General features: G+C 69.2%; 22 protein-coding genes and 1 pseudogene. 15 read left to right on the top strand and 8 right to left on the bottom strand.

Annotated features, from left to right (window positions below):
• Positions 1-143: 143 nt before the first annotated feature.
• From ACXC9Q_RS38400 to ACXC9Q_RS38375, 6 genes are all read left to right on the top strand, one after another.
• Positions 144-1,049, top strand: coding sequence for an SPFH domain-containing protein (locus ACXC9Q_RS38400; RefSeq protein ID WP_457061671.1), 906 nt, complete (start codon positions 144-146; stop codon positions 1,047-1,049).
• 9 nt (positions 1,050-1,058) lie between these two features.
• Positions 1,059-1,268, top strand: a complete 210-nt coding sequence (locus ACXC9Q_RS38395) for a hypothetical protein (protein ID WP_328526396.1) — start codon at positions 1,059-1,061, stop codon at positions 1,266-1,268.
• The gene (locus tag ACXC9Q_RS38390; protein ID WP_457061670.1) at positions 1,261-1,983 is read left to right on the top strand and encodes a GOLPH3/VPS74 family protein; all 723 of its coding nucleotides are present in this window, start codon (positions 1,261-1,263) and stop codon (positions 1,981-1,983) included. Before ACXC9Q_RS38395 ends, ACXC9Q_RS38390 begins: the two co-directional genes overlap by 8 nt.
• A 63-nt stretch (positions 1,984-2,046) precedes the next feature.
• Positions 2,047-2,406, top strand: a complete 360-nt coding sequence (locus ACXC9Q_RS38385) for a GntR family transcriptional regulator (protein ID WP_457061668.1) — start codon at positions 2,047-2,049, stop codon at positions 2,404-2,406.
• Entirely contained in the window at positions 2,406-3,320 is a 915-nt protein-coding gene (locus ACXC9Q_RS38380; RefSeq protein WP_457061666.1) for an ATP-binding cassette domain-containing protein, read from the top strand. The genes ACXC9Q_RS38385 and ACXC9Q_RS38380 overlap by 1 nt, the downstream gene beginning before the upstream one ends.
• Complete coding sequence (locus ACXC9Q_RS38375; protein ID WP_457061665.1) at positions 3,320-4,117, top strand: hypothetical protein; 798 nt, start codon at positions 3,320-3,322, stop codon at positions 4,115-4,117. Before ACXC9Q_RS38380 ends, ACXC9Q_RS38375 begins: the two co-directional genes overlap by 1 nt.
• A 490-nt stretch (positions 4,118-4,607) precedes the next feature.
• Here the strand turns inward: ACXC9Q_RS38375 and ACXC9Q_RS38370 are convergent, their stop codons facing one another.
• From ACXC9Q_RS38370 to ACXC9Q_RS38355, 4 genes are all read right to left on the bottom strand, one after another.
• The gene (locus ACXC9Q_RS38370) at positions 4,608-7,313 is read right to left on the bottom strand and encodes a glycogen debranching protein (protein WP_457061663.1); all 2,706 of its coding nucleotides are present in this window, start codon (positions 7,311-7,313) and stop codon (positions 4,608-4,610) included.
• Positions 7,314-7,354: 41 nt separating this feature from the next.
• A complete protein-coding gene (locus tag ACXC9Q_RS38365) occupies positions 7,355-8,395 on the bottom strand; it encodes a LacI family DNA-binding transcriptional regulator (RefSeq protein ID WP_457061661.1) in 1,041 nt (346 codons plus the stop codon).
• A 73-nt stretch (positions 8,396-8,468) separates the two neighbouring features.
• On the bottom strand, positions 8,469-9,272 hold the full coding sequence (locus tag ACXC9Q_RS38360) for an LLM class flavin-dependent oxidoreductase (protein WP_457061660.1): 804 nt from the start codon (positions 9,270-9,272) through the stop codon (positions 8,469-8,471).
• Positions 9,273-9,355: 83 nt separating this feature from the next.
• On the bottom strand, positions 9,356-10,096 hold the full coding sequence (locus ACXC9Q_RS38355) for an SDR family oxidoreductase (protein WP_457061659.1): 741 nt from the start codon (positions 10,094-10,096) through the stop codon (positions 9,356-9,358).
• 111 nt (positions 10,097-10,207) lie between these two features.
• Between ACXC9Q_RS38355 and ACXC9Q_RS38350 the strand changes: the two genes are divergently transcribed.
• Genes ACXC9Q_RS38350 through ACXC9Q_RS38335 form a run of 4 tightly spaced genes read left to right on the top strand, consistent with a single transcriptional unit; the run spans position 10,208 to position 13,359 of the window.
• Positions 10,208-11,701, top strand: coding sequence for an AlkA N-terminal domain-containing protein (locus ACXC9Q_RS38350; protein WP_457061658.1), 1,494 nt, complete (start codon positions 10,208-10,210; stop codon positions 11,699-11,701).
• A 2-nt stretch (positions 11,702-11,703) separates the two neighbouring features.
• Entirely contained in the window at positions 11,704-12,258 is a 555-nt protein-coding gene (locus ACXC9Q_RS38345) for a GNAT family N-acetyltransferase (RefSeq protein WP_457061657.1), read from the top strand.
• A complete protein-coding gene (locus ACXC9Q_RS38340) occupies positions 12,255-12,740 on the top strand; it encodes a methylated-DNA--[protein]-cysteine S-methyltransferase (RefSeq protein ID WP_457061656.1) in 486 nt (161 codons plus the stop codon). Before ACXC9Q_RS38345 ends, ACXC9Q_RS38340 begins: the two co-directional genes overlap by 4 nt.
• A 46-nt stretch (positions 12,741-12,786) precedes the next feature.
• Positions 12,787-13,359 (top strand): YdeI/OmpD-associated family protein, encoded by a 573-nt coding sequence (locus tag ACXC9Q_RS38335; protein ID WP_457061655.1) that lies wholly within the window; start codon positions 12,787-12,789, stop codon positions 13,357-13,359.
• 649 nt (positions 13,360-14,008) lie between these two features.
• Here the strand turns inward: ACXC9Q_RS38335 and ACXC9Q_RS38330 are convergent.
• Positions 14,009-15,255 (bottom strand): annotated as a pseudogene (locus tag ACXC9Q_RS38330) (cation:proton antiporter).
• A gap of 1 nt (position 15,256) precedes the next feature.
• Complete coding sequence (locus tag ACXC9Q_RS38325) at positions 15,257-15,742, bottom strand: cation:proton antiporter regulatory subunit (RefSeq protein WP_457061653.1); 486 nt, start codon at positions 15,740-15,742, stop codon at positions 15,257-15,259.
• Between the two features lie 153 nt (positions 15,743-15,895).
• Between ACXC9Q_RS38325 and ACXC9Q_RS38320 the strand changes: the two genes are divergently transcribed.
• The 3 genes from ACXC9Q_RS38320 to ACXC9Q_RS38310 all read left to right on the top strand — a co-directional run bounded on the left by ACXC9Q_RS38320 (position 15,896) and on the right by ACXC9Q_RS38310 (position 19,918).
• Positions 15,896-16,435, top strand: coding sequence for a PadR family transcriptional regulator (locus ACXC9Q_RS38320; protein WP_457061652.1), 540 nt, complete (start codon positions 15,896-15,898; stop codon positions 16,433-16,435).
• A 121-nt stretch (positions 16,436-16,556) separates the two neighbouring features.
• Complete coding sequence (locus ACXC9Q_RS38315; RefSeq protein WP_457061651.1) at positions 16,557-18,578, top strand: oxidoreductase; 2,022 nt, start codon at positions 16,557-16,559, stop codon at positions 18,576-18,578.
• A 104-nt stretch (positions 18,579-18,682) separates the two neighbouring features.
• Positions 18,683-19,918, top strand: coding sequence for an FAD-dependent monooxygenase (locus ACXC9Q_RS38310; RefSeq protein WP_457061649.1), 1,236 nt, complete (start codon positions 18,683-18,685; stop codon positions 19,916-19,918).
• On the opposite strand, the gene ACXC9Q_RS38305 is transcribed toward ACXC9Q_RS38310, so the two are convergent.
• On the bottom strand, positions 19,868-20,458 hold the full coding sequence (locus tag ACXC9Q_RS38305; protein ID WP_457061647.1) for a TIGR03086 family metal-binding protein: 591 nt from the start codon (positions 20,456-20,458) through the stop codon (positions 19,868-19,870). The genes ACXC9Q_RS38310 and ACXC9Q_RS38305 overlap by 51 nt on opposite strands.
• 120 nt (positions 20,459-20,578) lie before the next feature.
• Positions 20,579-21,163, bottom strand: a complete 585-nt coding sequence (locus ACXC9Q_RS38300; RefSeq protein ID WP_457061646.1) for an HhH-GPD-type base excision DNA repair protein — start codon at positions 21,161-21,163, stop codon at positions 20,579-20,581.
• Between the two features lie 78 nt (positions 21,164-21,241).
• On the opposite strand from ACXC9Q_RS38300, the gene ACXC9Q_RS38295 reads away from it, so the two are divergent.
• Together ACXC9Q_RS38295 and ACXC9Q_RS38290 are read left to right on the top strand one after the other, a co-directional pair.
• Positions 21,242-22,174 (top strand): GntR family transcriptional regulator, encoded by a 933-nt coding sequence (locus ACXC9Q_RS38295; RefSeq protein ID WP_457061644.1) that lies wholly within the window; start codon positions 21,242-21,244, stop codon positions 22,172-22,174.
• 41 nt (positions 22,175-22,215) lie between these two features.
• On the top strand, positions 22,216-23,076 hold the full coding sequence (locus ACXC9Q_RS38290; RefSeq protein WP_457061643.1) for a hypothetical protein: 861 nt from the start codon (positions 22,216-22,218) through the stop codon (positions 23,074-23,076).
• Positions 23,077-23,119: the final 43 nt, after the last annotated feature.

Below are 23,119 nucleotides of genomic sequence, written 5' to 3'. Positions count from 1 at the left end.
CACCATCCACACCCCACCGCCTTGACACCACCCCACCCCACCTAACTAACCGGCTTTGGGGTTGACCCCTGAAACGGGACCAGCAGTGGCTTGTTAATGTGATATCACTTTGCTACCTTTGAGCTATTCGAGAGGAGCTGGTGATGGTGGATGTCGCGGTGGAGATGCCGAAGCCCAAGGTGACCGAGCGGGTGGCCTGGCAGCTCAACGGGTGGCCGATGGCCGGGCTGGCCTTCGTGCTGGTGGTGGGCGGCGTGGCGTTGTTCATCGCCGCGGCCGGGTCGGGCAATGGCGTGCTGATCACGGTCGGGATCCTGGTGTTCGTCGCGGGCGTGATCGTCGCGGCCGGACTCACTCCGGTGGCGCCGGGGCGGGCGCGGGTGCTGCAGATCCTCGGGCGGTACGCCGGGACGATCCGCATCGACGGTCTGCGCTGGGTCAACCCGATCGCCACCCGCAAAGAGGTGTCCACCCGGATCCGCAACCACGAGACGGCCGTTGCCAAGGTCAACGATGCCGACGGCAACCCGATCGAGATCGCCGCGGTGGTGGTCTGGCAGGTCGAGGACACCGCGCAGGCGATGTTCGAGGTGGACGACTTCGTCGAGTTCGTCGCGATCCAGACCGAGACTGCGGTCCGGCACATCGCGAACAGTTATCCGTACGACGTGCACACCGACGACGGCGTACTGTCGCTGCGGGACAGCACCGAGGAGATCACCGAGACCCTGTCCGCCGAGATCGGTGCCCGGGTGCAGGCGGCCGGCGTCCACGTGATCGAGTCGCGGATCACCCACCTCGCGTACGCCCCGGAGATCGCCCAGGCGATGCTGCGGCGCCAGCAGGCCGGTGCGGTCGTGGCGGCCAGGCAGCGGATCGTCGAGGGCGCGGTCGGCATGGTCGAGCTCGCGCTGGACCGGCTGTCGGAGCACGAGGTGGTGGAGCTCGACGAGGAGCGCAAGGCGACCATGGTCAGCAACCTGCTGGTGGTGCTGTGCGGCGATCGTGACGCCCAACCGGTGGTCAACGCCGGCACGCTCTACCAGTAAGCGGCCGCCGTGGCCGCCGAACGCAAGAAGATCCTGCTCCGGCTGGATCCCGTGGTGCACGACGCGCTGGCCCGCTGGGCGGCCGACGACCTGCGCAGCACCAACGCCCAGATCGAGTACCTGCTCCGGCGGGCGCTGGCTGACGCCGGCCGGCTGCCGACAGGCGTCGGTAAGATCCGCCGCCCGGGCCGTCCGGCCAAGGAGGAAGACGATGAGTAGGACACTGGTGACTCCGCTGAGGCGACCGCCGATGCCGGCGCGACACGTGCCGCGCCGACGGAAGGCAGTTGCGCTGGGCAACACAAAGGCCCCGGATGCCTTGGCTGCAAGGCTTTTCCTGCTCGCTTACGATCCGGAGCGTGGGCGGCCGGTGGGTCGATCGAAGCTCGGGAAGTTGCTCCGGGCCGCGGCTCTGACCGACCTGCAGCTCAACGGGAACCTTGCCGACGACAACGGCCGGGCCAGGCTGACGATGGCGGCCGCACCGTCCGATCCGGTGCTCGCCCTTGTCCTCGAGGACATCCGCGCCGTCGGACCGCGGAAGTGGCGGCACTGGGTCGACCGGCGGCAGCGCGCCATCGTCCGCGAGGTCCGCGACGACCTCGAGCGCGCTCGCATGATCAAGGTCGAGCCGCACCGCATCCTCGGCCTGATCCCTGCCGACCGCATCACCTTGCGCCACCCGCTGGTACGACGCCAGATCCTGCAGAGCGCGCGCGACACCCTGCGGCCGTCTCGCCTGGTCAGCCGCGTGGATCTCCGTGACGCCGCGATCGTCGTCCTGGCGTCCACGGCAGACCTACGGACGGTCGTCACGAAGGAGCAGCGCACCCGCCACAAGGACCGACTGGCTCAGTTGGCGGTCCGCGTCGGTCCCGTCGTACCTGCTCTGAAGAGGTCTCTGCAGCAGTCGCAGTATTCCGCGGGCGGCTGACCTTGCGGGGTGCTATGGTTCGTTACTCAAGTAACTAACCCAGGAACCGGAGAGGGGGCCGTGGTGTTCGACGATCGGAGTCCGATCTATCTGCAGATCGCGGAGCAGATCAAGAATGACATCGTCGCCGGCGCCCTCGGCGAGGACGAGCAGGTGATGTCGACGAACCAGTACGCCGCCTTCTACCGGATCAACCCGGCCACCGCGGCCAAGGGATTCGCGCAGCTGGTCGACGAGGGCGTGCTGTACAAGAAGCGCGGGATCGGGATGTTCGTCAGCCCGAACGCCCGCGACCTGCTCCGCACCGGCCGGCGGGACTCGTTCTTCGCGGACGTCGTCGACCCGATGATCCGGGAGGCCAAGGCGATTGGCGTACCCCTCAAAGACGTCGTCCAGCACATCCGGACCTACGGAGAAGCCTGATGACCACCCTGACAGACACCGCCCTGACTGTGCGCACGGAGGACCTCTCGGTACGGTTCGCCGGGGTGCCCGCGCTGGACCGGCTGGACCTGCGCCTCGCGCCCGGCAAGATCCACGGACTGCTCGGCCGGAACGGATCCGGCAAGAGCACGCTGGCCGCGACCCTGGCCGGCTTCCGGCGGCCGGACGCGGGCCGCGTGTGGATCGAGGGCGGCGACCTCGGTACGGCGCAGGAGCCGTACGAGAACGCGGTCGTGACGAGCCGGGTGTGCCTGATCCGCGAGTCCGGCGACCTGATCGACGCGGCGCTGGTCCGGCATGCGATCGGTCTCGCCGCGAGCCTGCGCCCGTACTGGGACGACGAGCTGGCCGGCGACCTCCTGGATCGCTTCGAGGTCCCGTTGAACAAGAAGGTGCAGAAGCTGTCCCGTGGTAAGAAGTCCGCGCTCGGGGTCGTTCTCGGCCTGGCGAGCCGGGCGCCCTTGACCATCTTCGACGAGAGCTACCTGGGCATGGACGTCCCGTCCCGGAACCTGTTCTACGACGCTCTGCTCGCCGACTACGCCGAGGTGCCGCGTACGGTCCTGCTGTCGACCCACCTGGTCAGCGAGGTCAGCACGATGCTCGAGGAGGTGGTCATCCTCGACAACGGACGCCTGGTCACCCAGTCGCCGGTGGACGCGCTGCGCGGCCGTGGCGCCTCGATCGTCGGCCCGGCCGCGGCGGTGGACGAGTTCACCGCCGGCTTCACGGTGCTCGCGGAGGATCGGCTCGGCGGCACCAAGTCCACCACCGTCCTCGGCGACCTCGATCCGGCTCTGCTCGCGCAGGCCGCCTCATCCGGTCTCGAGATCGGACCCGTCGGCCTGCAGGAGCTCTTCGTCCACCTGACCGCCCCGACGGGAGGCCGCTGATGAGCGCTGCACTCGACAACCGCACGCGTCCGGCCGAGCAGGCGGTCGCTCGTGCGTCCCTGCCGCGTGGTGTGACGAATGGCCATCGGCTGCGCCGGATCCTGCTCGCGATGTGGGTCGGGATGCGGCCGATGCTGGTCGGCTACTGGATCGTGATGCTGGTCGGCTTCCTGATCGTCGGCATCGGGATCAAGGCCGCGACCGGCGGGATCGACCACAGCACCTGGGATTACGGCACCCAGTCGCCGAAGTACTTCTCGATGGCGGTCGGCATCATCATCACCCCGGCGTACCTGACCTTGCTGATCGCCCAGGGCATCACCCGGCGGATGATGTCTGTTGCCGTGAGCATCTATCTCGCCGGCGCCGCGGCCGCCACTGCCGCGCTCTGGGTGGTGGTCTACCAGGTCGAGCATCTGATCTACGACTGGCAGGCGTGGAATCAGGCGCTCGCCAACCCGCACCTGTTCACCAAGACCTCGCAAGTGGGCCTGATCTTCACCGAGTTCTTCCTGCTGATCCTGTCGCACGAGGTGGCCGGGTGGTTGCTGGGGATCACGTTCGTCCGGTTCGGCTTCTGGCGTGGCGTGCTGCTCCTGCCGCTGTCACTGATCCCGGCCGCGGCCGCCGAGTTCCTGCTCGTCGCGCAGTGGCTCGCGGACGTGCTGAACGGTCTCGGCTATCACCGTCCACCACTGGCCGTCGCCGTACCTTCCGTCCTCGTGGTCAGTGCTCTCGGTCTGTACGCCGGCTATCTCGTACTGCGACCGATGGCGATGAAACAAGCGAAAGGCTGAGCGATGTTATGCACAGGGGGTGTGTATAAGTCGGCCGTTTTCTGTGGATGGTCAGGCGGTCACTGTGGATGACACGCACCGGCTCGCGAAGTAGTCAAATCTGTTGGCAGGGAAGGGTTGTGCGACCCTGGCTCGCGGCGGTAGAAATGTCGACACGCTACTTCGATTAGGGGGTGGCGGGTCGAACGGAAACCGAGGACCTTCACGGTGGGGATCCCCACCGAGGTAGACCGGTGACGGGGTCTGCCGGCCTCTACGGACCCGTTCGGGAGGCTGGAGACGTCACCTTCCTTCAGCTAGTGGGGCCCCTCCGACTCATACTCGGAGGGGCCCCGCCTCGCGTCCGGCACGACACTTGTGTCCTGTAACGACACCAACACGTATCGATAACCGCGGGTCCGGGCAACAGAAAGCCGGCCGGCGCACAGAACGGTTGTGCGCCGGCCGGCGATCCGGGGGCCCGTGCCGTACCGGCCACGACCCCGTGGTCTCAGGCGAGGGTGATCTTCAGTGCCGAGGACGCGCCGCGCGCCGGCACCTGCACTTCCACTCCCCGCGTCGTCGTGACCAGCTTGTACGTCGCGGTCCGGCCGTCGAGGGTCACGCTCTTGACCTTCGCACCGGACGGCAGCACCGCACCGATCGTGACCGATCCGCCGACACCCTTGACGGTCACGTCGGTCCGCAATTCCTTACCTGTAAGGCGTGCCGAGACATCGACCGATCCGTGGCCGACCCGGATGTTGCTTCCGGCCACCTTCTGCTGACCCTGCGGCAACTGCGGGATCACCGAGACCCGGCCGTGCCCCAGATCGGGGTCGACACCGAGCTGCTGGTGGATCACCGGCCAGAGGATGCCGTACGCGCCCCAGGCCTGCAGCGCCATCGAACGGTCGTAGAACGGCCGGCCGATGTTCGCCGGAGAGTCCGGCGAGGGAGCGATCTCCGGCATCGCGCCAGGCGTCTCCCACACCGTCGGGTCGAGCTGGATCCGGGCGTTGCCGGTGGTGTACACCTGCTGCTGCTTCGTGCCCAGCCGACCGAAGTTGCCTTCGGCAACCGCCATGATCGACGTGTTCAGTCCGAAGATGGTGCGCTCGCTCTTCACCTGGGAGACGACCGGGTCACACGAGGCGCCCGGGTTGCCGGCCGGGTCGGAGGTCGGACCGGTGCCGGTGTGGAACAGGCCGAATTCTCCTGTGTAGCAAGGCTTCTCGCGCTGGTCGAGAGCGGTCTTCGCGTGGTCGGCCGATGCGAGCGGCGAGTTCGGCTGACCCGGCCGGACCAGGACCGCCTCCATGGGCGTGACGCCGATCCAGTGCCGCTGGAAGATCGGCGTGTTGTCGTTCGCCGGATTCGCCGGGTCGTCGACGGAGTCGGCGTACCCCATCGCCTGCGGGACCCACCACTGCGCCTCGAAGCGGGACTCGAGGTCGTTCGCGCGGGTGGTCGCCCACTGCTGGACCGTGGCGTCGTGCTTGGACGCGGCGAGGTCCGCGAGGTCGCGCAGACCGCGGGCGAGGTAGACGGTGCTGTCGAGTTTCTCCACGCCCATCCCGGCACGCTCGACGTTCGCCAGGCCTTCCGGCCAGCCGTCGCCGTCCTTGTCGAGCTCGCGGTAGACGTACTGCAGGTTGCGGACGCTGAAGTCGTACATCTCGTCGCGGAACCTGTTGTCGCCGGTCCACCGCCACAGCAGCGCGACGGTACTCGGGAACTTCACCGTCTCGTCGGTGTTGCCCGCACTCTGGTTGGAACCGAAGTACACGTCACCGGTCGGTGTCACTTCGTGTGCGACCTTGCCGCTGCGGTTGTTCAGGATGTCGCTGACGTCGCGCAATGCACGCAGGTGCTGCTTCACGGTATCGAACTGACCGGCCGCGACGGCGGCGTACGCGGTGTACTCACCGTCGGTCGCGAACAGCCACGGATAGTCCGGGAATCCCGCGCCGAACCAGCGCGCGGTCGGGACCGTGCCGACCGGAGCCGGATAGTCCTTGCCCTCGTTGACATCGCGGATCTGCAGGTTGTGCGACTCCTGCACGGAGTCGGCCAGGTTCTGCTTGCTCCACTCGACGCTCTGCTGCAGTAGCCGGTCACCAGGAAGGTCCACCGCGGACTGGGCGTCGATCTGCTTCCGCTCGGAAGCCTTTGCCTTGAGCAACTTCTCCGGGTTGCTCAGCGCCTTGCCGTACTCGCGCTGCGCCGCCGACGCACCCTGGTCGGAGCCGGCCACCGCGAACCAGATCGTCTTCTGTTGGCCGGGTTTGAGGCTGACGTCGTACGTCAGTTGCCCGCCGGTGCCCTTGCCGACCAGCGAGTCGTCACACCGCGCGGGCGTCGTACCGTCGGCGGGGCAGATGACCGCCGGGTCCTGGGGGCCACGGTGGTTCGGGCCGAGTGCGTGGGCCGTCGGACGCAGGGACGATCCGACGAACGCGGCGTAGTCGTGAGCGGTCGCGTTGGGGTACGACGGTGTGCCCTGCTCCTGGAAGCGGAGTGCACCGTTGGCGTACGCGCCCGTGTCCGGGAGGTTCGCGTCCGCCGCACCGGGTGCGGTCCAGCCCCACGGGTAGGACTGCATCAGCTCGGAGTGCGCGTCCACGGCCAGCTTGACCGTCTTCGCCGTACTCGAGCTGAGCGTCAGGCCGACCAGCGTCGCGCGGACGCCGTCGGGGACGAAGTCGGTACGACGGACGTCGACGGAACCGGAGTAGTCGATCCGGCTGTACCCGTGGCCGCTGGTGTACTTCGCGGCGGCGACGTCCTTGCCGAGCCAGTTGCCGTCCAGGCCGAACCAGAGCCCGTCGAGCAGCTTGATCGGCTGGGTCCAGAACCCGCCCATCTCGCCGCGGATGTGCCAGCCGCTGGCCGGGTACAGCCCGCTCTCGTCGCCCATCGCGTAGGCGCGATCGCCGACGACGAGCGACCGGCGGTCGGCTAGGCGGGTTGTGGTGGACAGCTCGGACGATCCGCCGGTCTGAGCGGCGGCCGCCGTAGCGCCGGCAGCCGAGCCCGCGGTGGCCGGGCCGGCGGCTGCGCCGGTGGTGGTGGGGCCGGCGATCGCGGACGCTGTGCTTGCCAGCACGGTGGCGGTGGCCAGCAAGGCGATGCCGGCCGTCTTGCGCACCGGTTTGCGGCGCGGTGGGGCGGTGCTGTGTCCGATCAAGGATCGGACGTCGGGTCGGGGAGTCATGGCGGTTCCTCCTTCTCGCGGCGCTCGGGGTTTGCGCCGCATCAGCCAGGGGCTGAGCTGCCCCTGATCACCAGTTCGGGTTGCAGCAGGCGTTCGATCGGTGGCCCGGAATCGGCACCGGAATCAGCACCTGAATCAGCGTCGGTGCCGGCAGCGGTCAGGATCGTGATCAGCTCGGCGGCGATCCGGTTCATCGGTTGCCGCAGGCTGGTCAGGCCGGGGGACACGACATCGGCGAGAGGTGAGTCGTCGAAGCCGGTGATGCCGACGTCCCGGCCGGGGGTGAGGCCACGGCGGCTGAACTCGCGGAGCGCGCCCAGCGCGAGAATGTCGCTCAGGGCAACGATTCCGTCCGGCGGCCGCTCGGAGTCGAGCAGGTTCGCGGTGGCGCGGGCGCCCTCGTCGAGGCTGTCCTCACGACACCGGACCGACAGGCCCGCGGTCGGCAGGCCGAGCGCCTTACATGCGCTGCGCCAGCCGCCGAGACGGTCCTCGGCCAGGCCGGACGACTTCGGCCAGCCGATGAAGGCGATGCGCCGGCGGCCGGTCTCGTGCAGGTGCCGGACCGCTGTGGCGGTGCCGGCCGCGCCGTCGACATCGACCCACGGGCCGGGCTGGGTGGTCTCCTTCCAGACCCGGCCGAAGGACACGAACGGGATCTTCTGGTCCTTCAGCCAGCCGTGCCGCGGATCGTGGGTCTCGGTCTGCGAGAGCACGAACCCGTCCACCATGCGGCGCGCGTGCAGATCGTCGTACACCTCCATACCGTCGACGCCGGCCGGAGCGGTGAACAGCAGGATGTGGCGGCCGCTGCCCTCGGCCGCCGCGCACAGGGCGTGCAGGAACTGATCCATCACCAGATGGGTCTGGTTCGGCCAGTTGGGCACGCAGTACCCGATCAGTTCGACCGCGCTCGTGCGTAGGCTGCGGGCGTTACGATTCGGCCGGTAGTTGAGCAGTTCGATCGAGCGGCTGACCCGCTCGAGCGTGTCTGGGCGGAGCCGCTGCGGCGCATTGAGAGCGTTGGACACCGTCTGCACCGACACCTCGGCGTGGGCGGCGACCTGCTTCAAGGTGGCCACGGCAACCTCCCACGGGGGTTTGAACGTTAAAAACACCCGCAGTCTCTCCTGCGACCTTCGTCGTGTCAACGGCTCAGAGCGTCGGCGGTCCCTGCCTGACGATCGCCGCCGTCTCGTCCGGCGGGAGTGGCGGGATCCATCGCCCCCACCACGTCGCTCCCGCCGCGGCGAAGGCCGCCGGATCGCCCCCGCTCACCTTCACGTCGAACCAGGCGGCGGCGGTCCCGGCGGTTGCTCGACGCTCCGCAAGCAACTGCCGCGCGTCGTCCGGCGTGATCCGGTGCGGTGCGTCGGTCGTACCCTTGTATGCGCAGCTCCCGTCCCACCGAAGGATCCTGCGCCGGACCGCCGGGACGAGCATGTTCCCACCGATCCAGATCGGGATCCGCGGCTCCTGCACCGCCCGGGCCGTCAGTTGCACGTCGTCGAGCCGATAGTGCCGGCCCGCAAAGCTCACCGGACGCCCGGTCCACAACCGGTCGATCACGGTGAGCCCTTCGTCCAGCATCTCCGCCAGCTCCCTCGGCGCCCGCGCAGGCATGAACGGATCCCCAGGGTCACCGATCCCGACCCCCAGCACGAAGCGCCCGTTCGACAGGTGATCCAGCGCGACCGCCTCGGCCGCGACCTTCCACGGACTACGCCGGGGCAGCGGTGTCACCGTCGTACCGATCCTGATCCGCGAGGTCGCCACGGCCATCGCCGCCAAACAGATCCACGGGTCCCACGTCGGCTCGGAGGTGTCGCCTTGGTAGATCAGGTAATCCTCGAGGAACAACGCGTCCCAGCCGGACTCCTCGACAACCCGCGCGAGCTCGGCGAGCCCGCGCGGGTCACGCCCCGCCCCCACCGCCCCAACCGTCACCGAAAACCTCATGCCCCGGACCCTAGCCCGACAGGTCGACGCTCCTTTGTGGAAACAAATCGGCGGATGGCGATGATTTGTTTCCACAAAGGTGGTCAGGCGGTGTGGCCGCCGTCGATGGTGAGCGCGGTGCCGGTGATGTACGCCGTCTGCGGGCCGGCCAGGTACGTCACAGCGGCCGCGACCTCGGCCGCCGTACCGAACCGGGGGAGGGCCAGATTGGTCAGCTGGGCGGCGGCGAACGGGCCGTCGGCCGGGTTCATGTCGGTGTCGATCGGACCCGGGTGGACGACGTTGGAGGTGATGCCACGCTCTCCCAGTTCGCGGGCGAGGGCCTTGCTCAGGCCGGTCATCGCGGACTTGCTCATTGCGTACAGCGTCATGCCCGGTCCGGGGACCCGCTCGGTGACACAGCTGCCGAGGTGGATCATCCGGCCGCCGTCGGACAACCGCCGTACGGCGGCCTGCGCGGCGGCGTACGCGCCCCGGACGTTGATCGCGAGCACCCGGTCGACATCGGCCAGGGTGAGCTCGGTGATCGGGGCGATCGCGCCGACGCCGGCGTTGTTGACCAGGATGTCCAGCCCGCCGAGCCGATCCGCGGCCCGCTGTACGCCGTCCGCGACCGCCACCGCGTCCGCGGCGTCGACCTCGAGTGCGAACGCCCGCCGTCCGAGTGCCTCGATCTCCTTCACCACCTTGGCCGCTGCGTCGGCGGAACTCTTATAAGTGAAGGCGACGTCGGCCCCGCGTTCGGCCAGTGCGATCGCCGTCGCAGCGCCGATCCCGCGGCTGCCGCCCGTCACCAGGGCCTTCTTGCCAAGTAGTTCGTTCATGCCTCCAGTCCACCGACCTGCGCGGGTCGAAGCTGGCGGAAATCGGACCCCGGATCCTGGCGTCGCAATCCCGCGATACCTCGATGGCGCAAAACCGCTAGAGAACTGTCGGTGGCGGCAGGGATGCTGGAGCACATGTACGAATGCCGGGAGCGATGTGTCCGCGCCGTCCAGTCCAAGGATGCGCGCTTCGACGGGTGGTTCTTCACCGCGGTGCTGACGACGAAGATCTACTGCCGGCCGAGTTGCCCGGTGGTGCCGCCGAAGGTCGAGAACATGCGGTTCTACCCGAGCGCCGCGGCCGCGCAGCAGGCCGGATTCCGCGCCTGCAAGCGATGCCGGCCGGACGCGAGCCCCGGCTCACCGGAGTGGAACGACCGGGCCGACCTGGTCGCCCGCGCGATGCGGCTGATCGCGGACGGCGTGGTCGACCGTGACGGCGTACCAGGCCTGGCCGGACAGCTCGGCTACAGCGTCCGCCAGGTGCAGCGTCAACTGCACGCCGAGCTCGGCGCCGGGCCGCTCGCGCTCGCCCGCGCCCAGCGTGCGCAGACCGCTCGGCTCCTGATCGAGACCAGCGAGCTGCAGATGGCCGATGTCGCGTTCGCCGCGGGGTTCTCCAGCGTGCGGACCTTCAACGAGACCGTGCAGGAGGTCTTCGCGCTCGCGCCGACCGAGCTGCGCCGCCGGGCCCGACGAGGTACGACGTCCTCAGCGCCCGGGACGATCTCACTCCGGCTGCCGTTCCGCGCGCCGCTCACCCCGGACAACCTCTTCGGTCACCTGATCGCGACCGGCGTGCCAGGGGTGGAGGAGTGGCGCGGCGGTCACTACCGGCGCACGCTCCGGCTGCCGCACGGTCATGGTGTGGTCGCCTTGCGGCCGATGCCCGACCACATCGCCTGCCAGGTCTCGCTCACCGACCAGCGCGACCTGGCGATCGCGATCAGCCGCTGCCGCCGGATGCTCGACCTCGACGCCGACCCGATCGCCGTCGACGATCTGCTCAGCACGGATCCGTTGCTCGCGCCGCTGATCGCGAAGGCGCCGGGGCGCCGCGTCCCGCACACCGTCGACGGTGAGGAGTTCGCCGTACGCGCGGTGCTCGGTCAGCAGGTGTCGACAGCGGCGGCGCGGACGCACGCGCATCGGCTGGTGGTTCAGCATGGTGAGCCGATCGAGGACGCGGCCGGTGGACTGACGCATCTCTTCCCGACGATGCAGGCGCTGGCGGGGCTCGATCCGGAGACGCTGGCCTTTCCGAAGTCCCGTCGTACGACGCTCACCACGTTGATCGCCACGCTTGCCGCCGGCGAGATCGACCTGGGTGCGGGCGCGGACTGGGATCGCGCGCGGGAGCAGGTGGCCGCGCTGCCGGGGATCGGGCCGTGGACAGTGGAGTCGATCGCGATGCGGGCGCTCGGTGACCCGGATGCCTTCGTGGCCAGTGATTTGGGTGTCCGATACGCCGCCCGTGATCTAGGATTGCCGGAAGCCCCCAAACCGTTGACCGACCACGCGCGTGCGTGGCGGCCTTGGCGTGCGTACGCGGTGCAGTACCTCTGGGCCACCGGTGACCACGCCATCAACAAGATTCCGGAGTGAGCATGACCGAGCTGACCACCGACCGTCTTCTCCTGCGCCAGTGGCGTGACTCCGACCGCGAGCCGTTCGCGGTGATGAACGCGGACCCGGCCGTGATGGAGCATTTCCCGGCCTCGCAGACGCGCGAGCAGAGCGACTCCCTCATCGACCGGAACATTCCCGAGATCGACGGGCGAGGCTGGGGCCTGTGGGCGCTGGAGGTGCGCGAGACGGGCGAGTTCATCGGCTTCACCGGATTGTCGGTGCCGAGCTTCGAGGCCCACTTCATGCCGGCGGTCGAGATCGGCTGGCGCCTGATGAAGGGTGCCTGGGGCAACGGTTATGCGACCGAGGCGGCCCGGGCGGCGCTCGCGCACGGCTTCGGCCCGGCCGGGCTGGACGAGATCGTCTCCTTCACCACGACCACCAACCTGCCGTCGCAGCGGGTGATGCAGCGGATCGGGATGACGCACGACGAGGCCGGGGACTTCGACCACGTCCGCATTCCGGCCGGCCACCGGTTGCAGCGGCACGTGCTCTACCGGATCAACCGTTCGCGGTGGGAGGCAATGCGTTGACGTACGCGGTCATGGACAGCCCGCTCGGCCCACTCACGCTGGTCGCGACCGGCGCGGGTGAGCTGGCCGGGCTATACATGGCCGAGCACCGGCATCGCCCGCCGATGGAGACCTTCGGGGACCGCGACGACTCGGTCCTGCCCGCGGTCGCCGCGCAACTCACCGAGTATTTCGAGCACGGCCGGACGACGTTCGACGTACCGCTGCATCTCGCGGGGACGCCGTTCCAACAGCAAGTCTGGACGGCGCTCCAGGACATCCCGTACGGCGAGATCACGACGTACGGCGATCTCGCGCGGGAGCTCGGCCTCGTGCCGGGCGCCTCCCGCGCGGTCGGCCTGGCCAACGGCAAGAACCCGATCAGCATCATCGTCCCGTGCCATCGCGTCGTCGGCTCCACCGGCAGCCTGACCGGGTACGGCGGAGGCCTCGAGCGCAAGCAGGCACTGCTGGATCACGAGCGAGGCGACGTCCTCTTCTGAGGAAAGTGCTCACTCGATGAGCACTTATCCGGCGCATGCTCATCGTATGAGCATCACTGACGAGGAAGCGCTGGCGTGTGGATCCGCGGCCGAGTGGCGCGAGTGGCTGGCCGCGAACGGGCAGACGGAACGCTCGGTCTGGCTGATCGTCCGCCGTGACGAGGGCGGGGTGAATCTCGCGACTGCGGTCGAGCACGCGCTGTGCTTCGGCTGGATCGACAGCAAGACCGTGAAGCGCGACGACCGCAGCACCTACCAGTGCTTCACCCCACGCAACCCGCGCAGCACCTGGAGCAAAGTCAACCGCGACCGCGTCGACCGCCTGACCGCCGCCGGCCTGATGGAACCACCCGGCCAGGCACTGGTCGACCACGCCCGCCACACCGGCACCTGGGATCTCCTGGCCGACGCCCAGAACCTGATCGTCCCCGCCGACCTGGCCGCCGCACTAGTGGCGAATCCCCAGGCAAACAAGCACTTCCAGGCCTTTCCACCCTCCGCCCGCCGCACCATCCTCGAATGGATCACCCTGGCCAAACGCCCCCAAACCCGAGCCGCCCGCATCACCCGAACCGTCACCGAAGCAACTCACAACCACCGCGCCAACACCCCCCACTGACCCACCCACCGGCGCCCACACGCCCACCCGCGGGCGCCCGCACACGCCCGCCGGCGCCCACAGCGCTAGACCTGTCAGGCGGCCCTGCTGACTGCCCACCTACCCGCGCGCCAGTTACCGAGGGCTTGAACAGCAGCCAGGGTGCTGGCACAGGAGATAGCGGCTCTTGTGCTGGGTGTGTGGGTGACAGGGGTCGGGCGCTGCGGTGCGGTCGGTGGGTTCGGGGGCTGTGGGGTCACCTGGTGGGGAGTGCGGACATCGGGTGTGGTGTCCGTGGTCTCGATCAGGTGTCCGAGGTCCGGAGGGTTGCTGGATAGAGTCCCAGGGAGGACCTGGCGTACCGAGGAACGGGTAGTAGTCGGCCACGCCCCACCCGACCGGCGCGGGGTCGACTTTGGGCACGGGATGGTCGTTGTGTGGGCGGTTTCGTGGTTGAACCGTGCCCAAGGTAGCCAGCTCGGCCCGGGTACGCCCACGGAAACGACAGGGGAGCCGAAATAGCTTGTTCACGGCCCCGGTGGTGTGGGTCAGCCGACCCGGCCGAATGTGGTGCTCGGGGTCGACGAGAGATGGTGCGCCAAAGGGCCTGGGCGGGTAGTCGGTACGTGGGTCAGGGCGTGGGTCAGGGCATGGGGGTTAGGGCGTGTGGTCAGGACGCGGGGTCTGGTGCGCGGGGGTCAGGTGGGGGTGTTGGCTGGGTTGTCCAGGTGTTGGGGGCGGGGGATTGGGCGGGGGTCACGCGCTTGGTCTTGGACAGGCGGCGGGCGACTGGTTCGGTGTAGCGGGCGGCGACCGGGCCGAGGATGACGAGGATGAGGACGTAGGCGGTGGCGAGCGGGCCGAGTTTGGGTTCGACGCCGACGGCCAGGCCGGCGATGACGATGGAGAACTCGCCGCGGGCGACGAGGGTGCCGCCGGCTCGCCAGCGGCCGGCTGACTTGATGCCGGCGCGGCGGGCGGCGTACCAGCCGGTGGCGATCTTCGTGAGGGCCGTGAGTACGGCGAGGCCGAGAGCGATCGCGAGGACCGGCGGGATCCTGGCGGGGTCGGTGCTCAGCCCGAAGAACACGAAGAAGACCGCGGCGAACAGATCCCGCAGCGGGCTGAGCAGGTTGCGCGCGCCGTGGGCGACCTCGCCCGACAACGCGATCCCGACCAGGAACGCGCCGACCGCCGCCGACACCTGCAGGTGCTGCGCGATGCCCGCGACCAGCAGCGTCAGCCCGAGTACGACGAGCAGCAACATCTCCGGGTTGTCCGAGGAGACCGCCCGGCTGATCACCCGCCCGTAGCGCAGCGCGATGAACAGTACGACGCTGACCGTACCGAGCGAGATCAGCAGCGTCACGCTCCCGCCGGCCAGCCCTACTCCGGCGAGCATCGCGGTCAGGATCGGCAGATAGACGGCCATCGACAGATCCTCGAGGACCGAATCCCCAGCACCACCGGGGTTTCGCGGTTGCCGAGCCGGCCGAGATCGCCGACCACCTTCGCGATCACGCCGGACGACGAGATCCAGGTGACACCTCCGAGCGCGACCGCGGCGACCGGCCCCCAGCCGAGCAGCAACGCGACGGCCGCACCGGGCAAGGCGTTCAGCAGGAAGTCGACCGCACCCGACACGTACTGCGTCTTGAGTGTGCCGACCAGATCCGACGCCGTGTACTCCAGGCCGAGCAGCAACAGCAGCAGGATCACGCCGATCTCGGCGCCGGTGGCAACGAACTCCTCACTGGCTGCCAACGGCAACAAACCGCCGTGCCCGAACGCGAGCCCGGCCAGCAGATAGAGCGGGATCGGCGAGAACCCGAGCCGCCCGGCGATCCGGCCGAGGATGCCGAGGGCAAGGATGACCGCGCCCAGCTCGATCAGCAGGGCGGTGATGTTCTCGTGCACGTCACCCTCCCGCGATCAGATCGGCGACGGCGTCCACACCTTCACGCGTGCCCACGACGACCAGCGTGTCCCCGGTCGCGAACCGGAAGTCCGGGGTCGGCGACGGGGTCGCGCCGAGACGCCGCAGTACGGCGACGATCGACGCGCCGGTCCGGCTGCGGGCCTGGGTGTCACCGAGGGTGCGACCCGAGTACGGCGACTTGGCCGTGATCGGGATGTGTTCGGTGACCAGGTCGATCTCGATCTCGCCGCGGACCGGGTCGAGCGGCGCGGGGATCAGCAACTGCGCCAGCGCCGCGGCCTCACCGGGATCCAGCGGGACGGAGTCCTTGCAGGCGTCGTCGTCCTCGGGGTCGTGGAAGCCCAGGAACCGCCGGCCGTCGTTGTGCACGACCACCGACACGTGCTCGCCGCCCTCGGTGATGAGGTCGTACCGGGTGCCGATCCCGGGCAACGTCGTTCTGGTCGGGTGGGCCTGGTGGTCCATGATGCTCCGATCCGCGATAGCTGGCGTCTGCAACCATTGTCTCAAAGTCTGAGCCTGCGGTCCGGGAGCTGGCTGTGATCTGGCCCCCAGCCTGATGTGATCTGCCATGCACTCAGGTGCACTGCAACGAGTTGCATAGGTAGAGTCCCCGGTATGGCGTTGGAGCACGCGATCCTGGTGGCGCTGAGCGAGCGCGACGGGTCCGGTTACGAATTGGCCCGGCGGTTCGACCGGTCGATCGGCTACTTCTGGCCGGCCACGCACCAGCAGATCTACCGGGTGTTGCGCCGGATGGACGAGGCCGGCTGGGTGACGCACACCGAGATCGCCCAGGAGGGGCGTCCGGACAAGAAGGTCTACCGGGTGTCCGCGACGGGCCGGGACGAACTCTCGCGCTGGCTGGCCGAGCCGGAGGATCCCGCCGTACTGCGCGATGGGCTCGGGGTGAAGTTGCGTGGTGCGTCGCTCGGCGATACAGGCGTCGTACTGCAGGAGATCGAGCGGCACCGGGCCGAGCATGCGACGCGGCTCGAGGTGTATCGCGGGATCCAGCAGCGCGACTTCCCGAAGCCGGCCAAGCTGCACGACCGGGACCTGCACCAGTACCTCGTGCTCCGTGGCGGGATCCGGGCCGAGGAGTCGTTCGTGGACTGGTGCGACGAAGTGATCGAAGCTCTACGGAAGGACCACTGATGACTGTGCCTTTGGCCGGGCCTTCGGCGCCGGCGTGGTCATGGGGCCTCGGCTCCCGGCCTTCCCTCGTCGCTCCAGTCGCTTCGCTCCCTACGCTCCTCAGTCCAGGCCGGGAGGCCCCATGACCGCATATCCACACGTCACGGCGCCGTTGGATCTCGGTCATGTCGTGCTGCCCAATCGGGTGATCATGGGCTCGATGCACACCGGCCTCGAGGACAGGCTCAAGGATCTACCGAAGTTGGCGGCGTACTTCGCCGAGCGGGCTCGTGGTGGTGTGGGTCTGATGGTGACCGGCGGTTATGCCCCCAATCGCACCGGCTGGCTCACGCCGTTCGGGTCCAAGCTGACCAGTCGTCGCCAGGCCCGCAAGCATCGCCTGCTCACCGACGCCGTCCATGCCGAAGGCGGCCGGATCGCGCTTCAGATCCTGCATGCCGGCCGCTACGCCTACCATCCGTTCAGCGTGTCTGCGTCGGCTCTCAAGGCGCCGATCAACCCGTTCAAACCGCGGGCGCTCTCCGATCGCGGAGTCCGCAAGCAACTGAAGGCGTACGTCGATTGCGCGGCGCTGGCGCGTGAAGCCGGGTACGATGGCGTCGAGATCATGGGCTCCGAGGGGTACTTCATCAACCAGTTCCTGTCCGAGCGCACGAACAAGCGCACCGACCGTTGGGGCGGCAGCCCGGAGAATCGCCGCCGCCTCGCCGTGGAGATCGTCCGCCAGACGCGTGAACGCGTCGGCGACGACTTCCTGATCATCTATCGCCTCTCCATGGCCGACCTGGTCGAAGGCGGCCAGACCTGGGACGAGGTCGTTGCGCTGGGCAAGGAGATCGAAGCGGCCGGCGCGTCGATCATCAACACCGGCATCGGCTGGCACGAGGCCCGGGTGCCGACGATCGTGACCTCGGTGCCGCGGGCCGCGTTCACAAGCGTGACTGCCGCGTTCAAGCCGCACGTCGGCATCCCGGTGGTCACCTCGAACCGGATCAACCTGCCGCAGGTCGCCGAGGAGGTGCTGGCCCGCGGGGACGCCGACCTGGTCAGCATGGCCCGGCCGTTCCTGGCCGATCCGGACTGGGTGCTCAAGGCAACGACCGATCGGGCCGACGAGATCAACGTCTGCATCGCGTGTAATCAGGCCTGTCTGGATCATGTGTTCGCCAAGCAGAAGGCGAGCTGCATGGTCAACCCGCGGGCCGCTCGCGAGACGGAGCTGCAGTTGCTGCCGACCCGTCGTACGAAGAACATCGCGGTCGTCGGGGCCGGGCCGGCCGGGCTGGCCGCCGCGGTGACGGCGGCCGAGCGTGGGCATCGGGTCGAGCTGTTCGAGACGGATCAGGAGATCGGTGGGCAGTTCGGAATCGCTCGGCGGATCCCTGGGAAGGAAGAGTTTGCGGAGACGATCCGGTACTACCGGCGCCGGCTCGAGCTCACCGGTGTGAAGCTCCACCTAGGTCGGCGCGCGACGGCCGACGACCTCGCCGGCTTCGACGAGATCGTGCTCGCGACCGGCGTCGTACCGCGGGTGCCGGCGATCCCGGGCATCGATCACCCGAAGGTCCTGTCGTACGTCGAGGTCGTCCGGGAAGGCAAGCCCGTCGGGGCGACCGTTGCCGTGATCGGCGCGGGCGGGATCGGTGTCGATGTGAGCGAGTTCCTGACCACGGAGGCGTCGCCTGCGCTTGACCTGGCTGCGTGGAAGGCCGAGTGGGGTGTCGCCGATCCGACCGTCGCGCCTGGTGGGCTGACCACCCCGAGGCCGGAGCCGTCGCCGCGGAAGGTCTATCTGTTGCAGCGGAAGCCCGGGAAGATCGGCGCCGGCCTCGGCAAGACCACCGGCTGGGTGCACCGCGCCGCACTGAAGAGCAAGCAGGTCGAGCAACTCCGCGGCGTCAACTACGAACGCATCGACGACGAAGGCCTCCACCTCACCTTCGGCCTGCAGCACGAGAACCCCCGCGTCCTGGCCGTCGACACCATCGTCATCTGCGCCGGCCAAGAACCGGTCCGCGACCTCGCCGACGCCCTCGCCCCGGCCAACCGCCCCATCCACCTCATCGGCGGCGCCGACATAGCCGCCGAACTCGACGCCAAACGCGCCATAGACCAGGCCACCCGCCTAGCCCTCACCTTGTGATGGCGCCCTAGGGCATTCGACCGGAGTGCTCTAGTGCGCGCTCGCCTCGGGCGGGGAGTGCAGTGCACCGTTTACGGCGTACGCGCACTAGGTGAGGAGACAGGATGACGAAGCGAGTATTGATCTCCGGTGGGGGGATCGCGGGGCCGGCGGTGGCGTTCTGGTTGCGGCGGTTCGGGTTTGTGCCGACGGTCGTCGAGGTCGCGCCGGGGCCGCGGCCGGGTGGGCAGACCGTGGACCTGCGCGGGGTGTCCCGGGTGGTCGTCGAGCGGATGGGGCTGATGGCCGCGGTCGGGGAGCGGCAGATGCATGAGCGTGGGCTGGAGTACGTGCGGGCCAACGGGCGGCGCGCGGCCGCGATGCCGGCCGAGTTGTTCGACGGCGCGGGCCCGGTCGCCGACATCGAGATCCTCCGTGGGGATCTCGCCGAGATCCTGGCCGACGCGACCGGCGACATCGAGTACCTGTACGGCGACTCGATCGCCAAGCTGGACGAGGATGCGAGCGGTGTCGAGGTGACGTTCGCCGGCGGCATCCAGCGGCGGTTCGACCTGGTGGTCGGGGCCGACGGCGTGCACTCGCGGGTCCGCCGGCTCGCGTTCGGTCCGGAGGAGCGGTTCGTGCGGCACCTCGGCGGCTACATGTCGTACTTCACCATCGAGACCCCGGAACCGCTGAACGACTGGATGAAGATCTACACCGCACCCGGCGGTCGCTGGGTCGGACTGCGACCCGACCACGACCCGCGCTTCGCGAAGGCCCTGCTGGCTTTCCGATCGCCGGTGCTCAGCTACGACCGCCGCGACGCCGAGGCGCAGAAGGCCTTGGTGCGCCAGCGGTTCGAGGGCCTCGGCTGGCACACCGAGCGCATTCTGGCCGGGCTGCGCGACGCGGACGACTTCTACTTCGACAGCGTCAGCCGCGTCGTCGTACCCGAGTGGTCGCGCGGCCGGGTCGCGCTCGCCGGGGATGCCGGGTACTGCGGCTCGCCGCTGACCGGCCACGGTACGGCGCTGTCGCTCGTCGGCGCGTATGTTCTGGCGGGAGAGCTCGCCGCCGCGGACGGCGATCACCTGCAGGCATTCCCGGCGTACCAGGCCCGGATGCAGGCGTACGTCGACCAGCGCATGGAACTGCCGCCCGGTGGGATCAAGATGGCGATGCCGATGAGCTCAGTCGGCGTCCGGCTGCGCGACACCTCGACGCGGGTGATGACGTCCCGCCTGTTCGCGGGTCTCCTGGCCAAGATGGCGATCGCGAAGCCCGACGCGATCGACCTGCCCGACTACTCAGTCGAGCGGGGAGACCCAGTCCGGATTGCGGCCGAGCAGGCCGAGTAGCTGGTCGAATTCGGAGGCGTTGCCGGAGACCTTGACGCTGCGCTCGAAGGCGGCGCCCGGGCCGCGGGTGGCGTCGGTGTCAGGGATCCGGCGGGCCAGGGCGAGCGCCATCTCGACCATGTCCGGCGGCGCGTCGTACGTGACGTCGATGGCCCGGGCCAGGTCCCAGGCGTGCACGACGCAGTCGAGCGGGTGGAAGGTCAGCGCGACCCGGCGCGGGAACGAGCCGAACTCGCGGACCTCCATCAGCCGGTCGAGTGCGCCGCCGTCGGCGAACGCGTCGGCGACGCCCACGTTGGACCGCCGGTACGCACCGGCCGGGTTGTCGCCGAGCCGGCCGCCGTTCCAGGTCTGCACGGGGGCCGAGCCGTTCAGGGCCGCGGCGGCGAAGCCTTCGTTCTCGCTGACGATATGACGGAGCAGGCCGCGAACGGTCCAGTCCGGGCAGGGAGTCGGAAACCAGAGCTGCTCGGGTCGCACCTGCATCACGACTTCCCCGAGGACTGCGCCGGCCCTACGATCCAGATCCCGGATGTCCATCCGTGCTCCTCCCGTCGCCGGCCGCCTCAGCGAGCATAGGCTGCTCGAAGGTGATTCGGCAGGAACCCGCGTGAGCACAAGGGACAACCCGCGCGGTGGGGCCGGGAGGGGCAGCTGGGGTCAGGCGGTTCCCGCGGCGGCTGCCTTGGCGGCCTTCTTGAAGGAGCGGACCTTGTTGAGGGACGCGGCGTCGGTGACGTCGGCGATCGAGCGGTGCGAACCGCGGTCGCCGTAGCTGCCGGCCGCCTCCCGCCAGCCCTTGGGCTCGACCCCGCGCTGCTTGCCGAGAAGCGCGAGGAAGATCTTGGCCTTCTGCTCGCCGAACCCGGGCAGCGCCTTCAGCCGCTTCAGCACCTCGGCCCCGTCGGGCTTGGGGCGGCCGGCGGTCCAGATGCCCGCGGTGTCGCCGTCGTACTTCGCGATGATGTGCTCGGCCAGCGCGTGCACCCGCCGGGCCATCGATCCGCCGTACCGGTGGATGGCCGGTGGAGTGACGCAGAGCTCGACGAACGTGTCGATGTCGGTGGCGGCGATCTTGTGCAGGTCGAAGCCGTCCATCCGGTTGGCGATCTTGAGCGGCCCCGAGAAGGCGTGCTCCATCGGGTACTGCTGGTCCAGGAGCATGCCGACCAGCAGGGCGAACGGGTCGTCGTTGAGCAACTTGTCGGCGTCCGGGTTGCCGGTCAGGTGGAGTTCGCGCAGCATGGCGCCCATCTTGACACGAAGCAGTGGCTCGGCGGGCTATTGCGCGTACGATGTATGCGTACTAGTTCGGGAGGGTTGATGGGTGCGGCGCCGTACCAGGTGATCGCTGCGGAGCTCCGGCGGCGGATCGAGGCGGGCGAGCTGAAGCTGGGGGACCGGGTGCCGTCGACGCGGGCGCTGGTGCGCGACTTCGGGGTCGCGATGGCGACCGCGACGAAGGCGTTGCAGGCGCTGCAGCAGGAGCGGCTGGTGCATGCGAGTCCGGGCGTCGGGACGGTCGTCGGTCCGCCGCCACGCTCGGCCACGCGATCCCGGCCGGCCGCCGCTCACCGCGCCGTACCGACGGACGGCGGCCTGGGTCTCCATCGCGACGAAGTGGTGCGGATGGGGATCGCGATCGCGGACGCCGAGGGGCTGGGCGCGCTGTCGATGCGCCGGATCGCGGCCGAGCTCGGGGTGTCGACGATGGCGCTGTACCGGTACGTCGGCGGCAAGGACGCGCTGGTTCTGCAGATGGTCGACACCGCCATGGGCGAGTTCCCGTTGACCGAGGCGCCGGACGGTTGGCGGGACGGGGTCGCCGCGGTGGCCCGGTCGCAGTGGGCGGCGTACCGGCGGCATCTGTGGCTGGCGAGCGCGGTCAGCCTCGGCCGCCCGCAACTGCTGCCGAACCTGCTGCCGCACACCGATGCCGTCCTGCGCGCGCTCCGTGGGGTCGACAAGAGCGACGCGCTGTACGCCGCGATCTCTGTGTTCGCGTTCGTTCGTGGGGTGGCGCTGGCGATGGAGACCGAGGCGTACGCCGAACAGGACACCGGGCTGACCGCTGACGAATGGGTCGACCGGCAGAGTGGGCAGATGGCCGCGCTGGTCGCCACGGGGAATCTGATCGGGTTCCGTGAGCTGCTCGCGGACGGCTTCGACTTCGACTACGACCTGGACCGGCTGTTCGAGTTCGGTCTCGGACTGGTGCTGGACGGGCTCGAAATGAGACTCGCGCCGCTACGCTGAGTACTGACGGTCTCGAGGAGGTGACTGTGGACCCTGTGTTCGTGCCTGACGTGCCAGTCGGCGTACGGCGGTTGTACGAACACCGGCCCGAGTTGTTCGTCCCGGCCTCGGCGCCGCGGCCGAAGCGGGAGACGTCGTGGTCGGTTGCTCCCGCGAACACGTTCGGCACCCTGCTGGTGTGGATCACGGTCTGTGTCGGCGGATGGATCCTGGCGCTGATCTTCCTGGCCGGGACGCTGCCGGCTGCGGTCGCCGCCTGGTCGGCGGTGGCGCTCGCCGGGATCGCGGTGGTCGCGACCGGCGGGATCCTGGTGAAGTCTGGGATGGAGGACCGCGGGCACAAGGCGGTCCGGTTGCAGCACGGGAAGTACCTGCTGCCGGAGGACTTCGACGCGCCCGCGGCGCGGCTGCTCGGCCGGGCCCAGCGCGCGGTGAAAACGGTGCTCGAGGCAACAGTTACCCAACGCGGGCTGCTCGACGAGATGAAGAACGAGCTGGTCCTGCCCGAGCAGCTCTGGGACATCGCGCAGGTGCTGCGGGAGCACACCGCGCTGCGGGCCCGGCAGCGCGACGTGGCTCGTGGGATGGCGACCGCCGAGCTGGAGACTGTCCTCGGGCCGCAGCGCCGGGCCCTCGCGCTGTCGGTGGACGCGATCAAACGCAAGGTGGATCTGCTCGACCATTACGCCGACCGGGTCCGCTCCGCCGACGCCGCTCTCCGCGCCGAGGCGGCGCTAGGTGACGGCGACCGCTACATCGAGCTCCTGGCCCGCACCGAGCCGGTCGGCGACACCTCGATCGTGCAAGGCTTCGCCGACGAAGCCACCGCCCTCAAGGAGACCCTCACCCGAACCATCAACGCCGCCCGCGACGCGGGCCGCACGCTCGCCCTCCCGGAATAGCAGCCGGGCCCTGAGGGGAGGGCAAGGTGGCGTGAGACGGGCT

Source organism: Kribbella sp. CWNU-51, assembly GCF_054073265.1.
Note: the sequence above shows the minus strand (reverse complement) of the source record. Positions and strands in the feature narration are given on the sequence as shown.

Bases quoted from the DNA above. Each gene is read 5' to 3' on its own strand.
- ACXC9Q_RS38400 (WP_457061671.1), top strand. From the start codon at position 144: ATGGTGGATGTCGCGGTGGAGATGCCGAAGCCCAAGGTGACCGAGCGG.
- ACXC9Q_RS38390 (WP_457061670.1), top strand. From the start codon at position 1,261: ATGAGTAGGACACTGGTGACTCCGCTGAGGCGACCGCCGATGCCGGCG.
- ACXC9Q_RS38380 (WP_457061666.1), top strand. From the start codon at position 2,406: ATGACCACCCTGACAGACACCGCCCTGACTGTGCGCACGGAGGACCTC.
- ACXC9Q_RS38375 (WP_457061665.1), top strand. From the start codon at position 3,320: ATGAGCGCTGCACTCGACAACCGCACGCGTCCGGCCGAGCAGGCGGTC.
- ACXC9Q_RS38370 (WP_457061663.1), bottom strand. From the start codon at position 7,313: ATGACTCCCCGACCCGACGTCCGATCCTTGATCGGACACAGCACCGCC.
- ACXC9Q_RS38360 (WP_457061660.1), bottom strand. From the start codon at position 9,272: ATGAGGTTTTCGGTGACGGTTGGGGCGGTGGGGGCGGGGCGTGACCCG.
- ACXC9Q_RS38355 (WP_457061659.1), bottom strand. From the start codon at position 10,096: ATGAACGAACTACTTGGCAAGAAGGCCCTGGTGACGGGCGGCAGCCGC.
- ACXC9Q_RS38345 (WP_457061657.1), top strand. From the start codon at position 11,704: ATGACCGAGCTGACCACCGACCGTCTTCTCCTGCGCCAGTGGCGTGAC.
- ACXC9Q_RS38335 (WP_457061655.1), top strand. From the start codon at position 12,787: ATGAGCATCACTGACGAGGAAGCGCTGGCGTGTGGATCCGCGGCCGAG.
- ACXC9Q_RS38325 (WP_457061653.1), bottom strand. From the start codon at position 15,742: ATGGACCACCAGGCCCACCCGACCAGAACGACGTTGCCCGGGATCGGC.
- ACXC9Q_RS38320 (WP_457061652.1), top strand. From the start codon at position 15,896: ATGGCGTTGGAGCACGCGATCCTGGTGGCGCTGAGCGAGCGCGACGGG.
- ACXC9Q_RS38315 (WP_457061651.1), top strand. From the start codon at position 16,557: ATGACCGCATATCCACACGTCACGGCGCCGTTGGATCTCGGTCATGTC.
- ACXC9Q_RS38310 (WP_457061649.1), top strand. From the start codon at position 18,683: ATGACGAAGCGAGTATTGATCTCCGGTGGGGGGATCGCGGGGCCGGCG.
- ACXC9Q_RS38305 (WP_457061647.1), bottom strand. From the start codon at position 20,458: ATGGACATCCGGGATCTGGATCGTAGGGCCGGCGCAGTCCTCGGGGAA.
- ACXC9Q_RS38300 (WP_457061646.1), bottom strand. From the start codon at position 21,163: ATGCTGCGCGAACTCCACCTGACCGGCAACCCGGACGCCGACAAGTTG.
- ACXC9Q_RS38295 (WP_457061644.1), top strand. From the start codon at position 21,242: ATGGGTGCGGCGCCGTACCAGGTGATCGCTGCGGAGCTCCGGCGGCGG.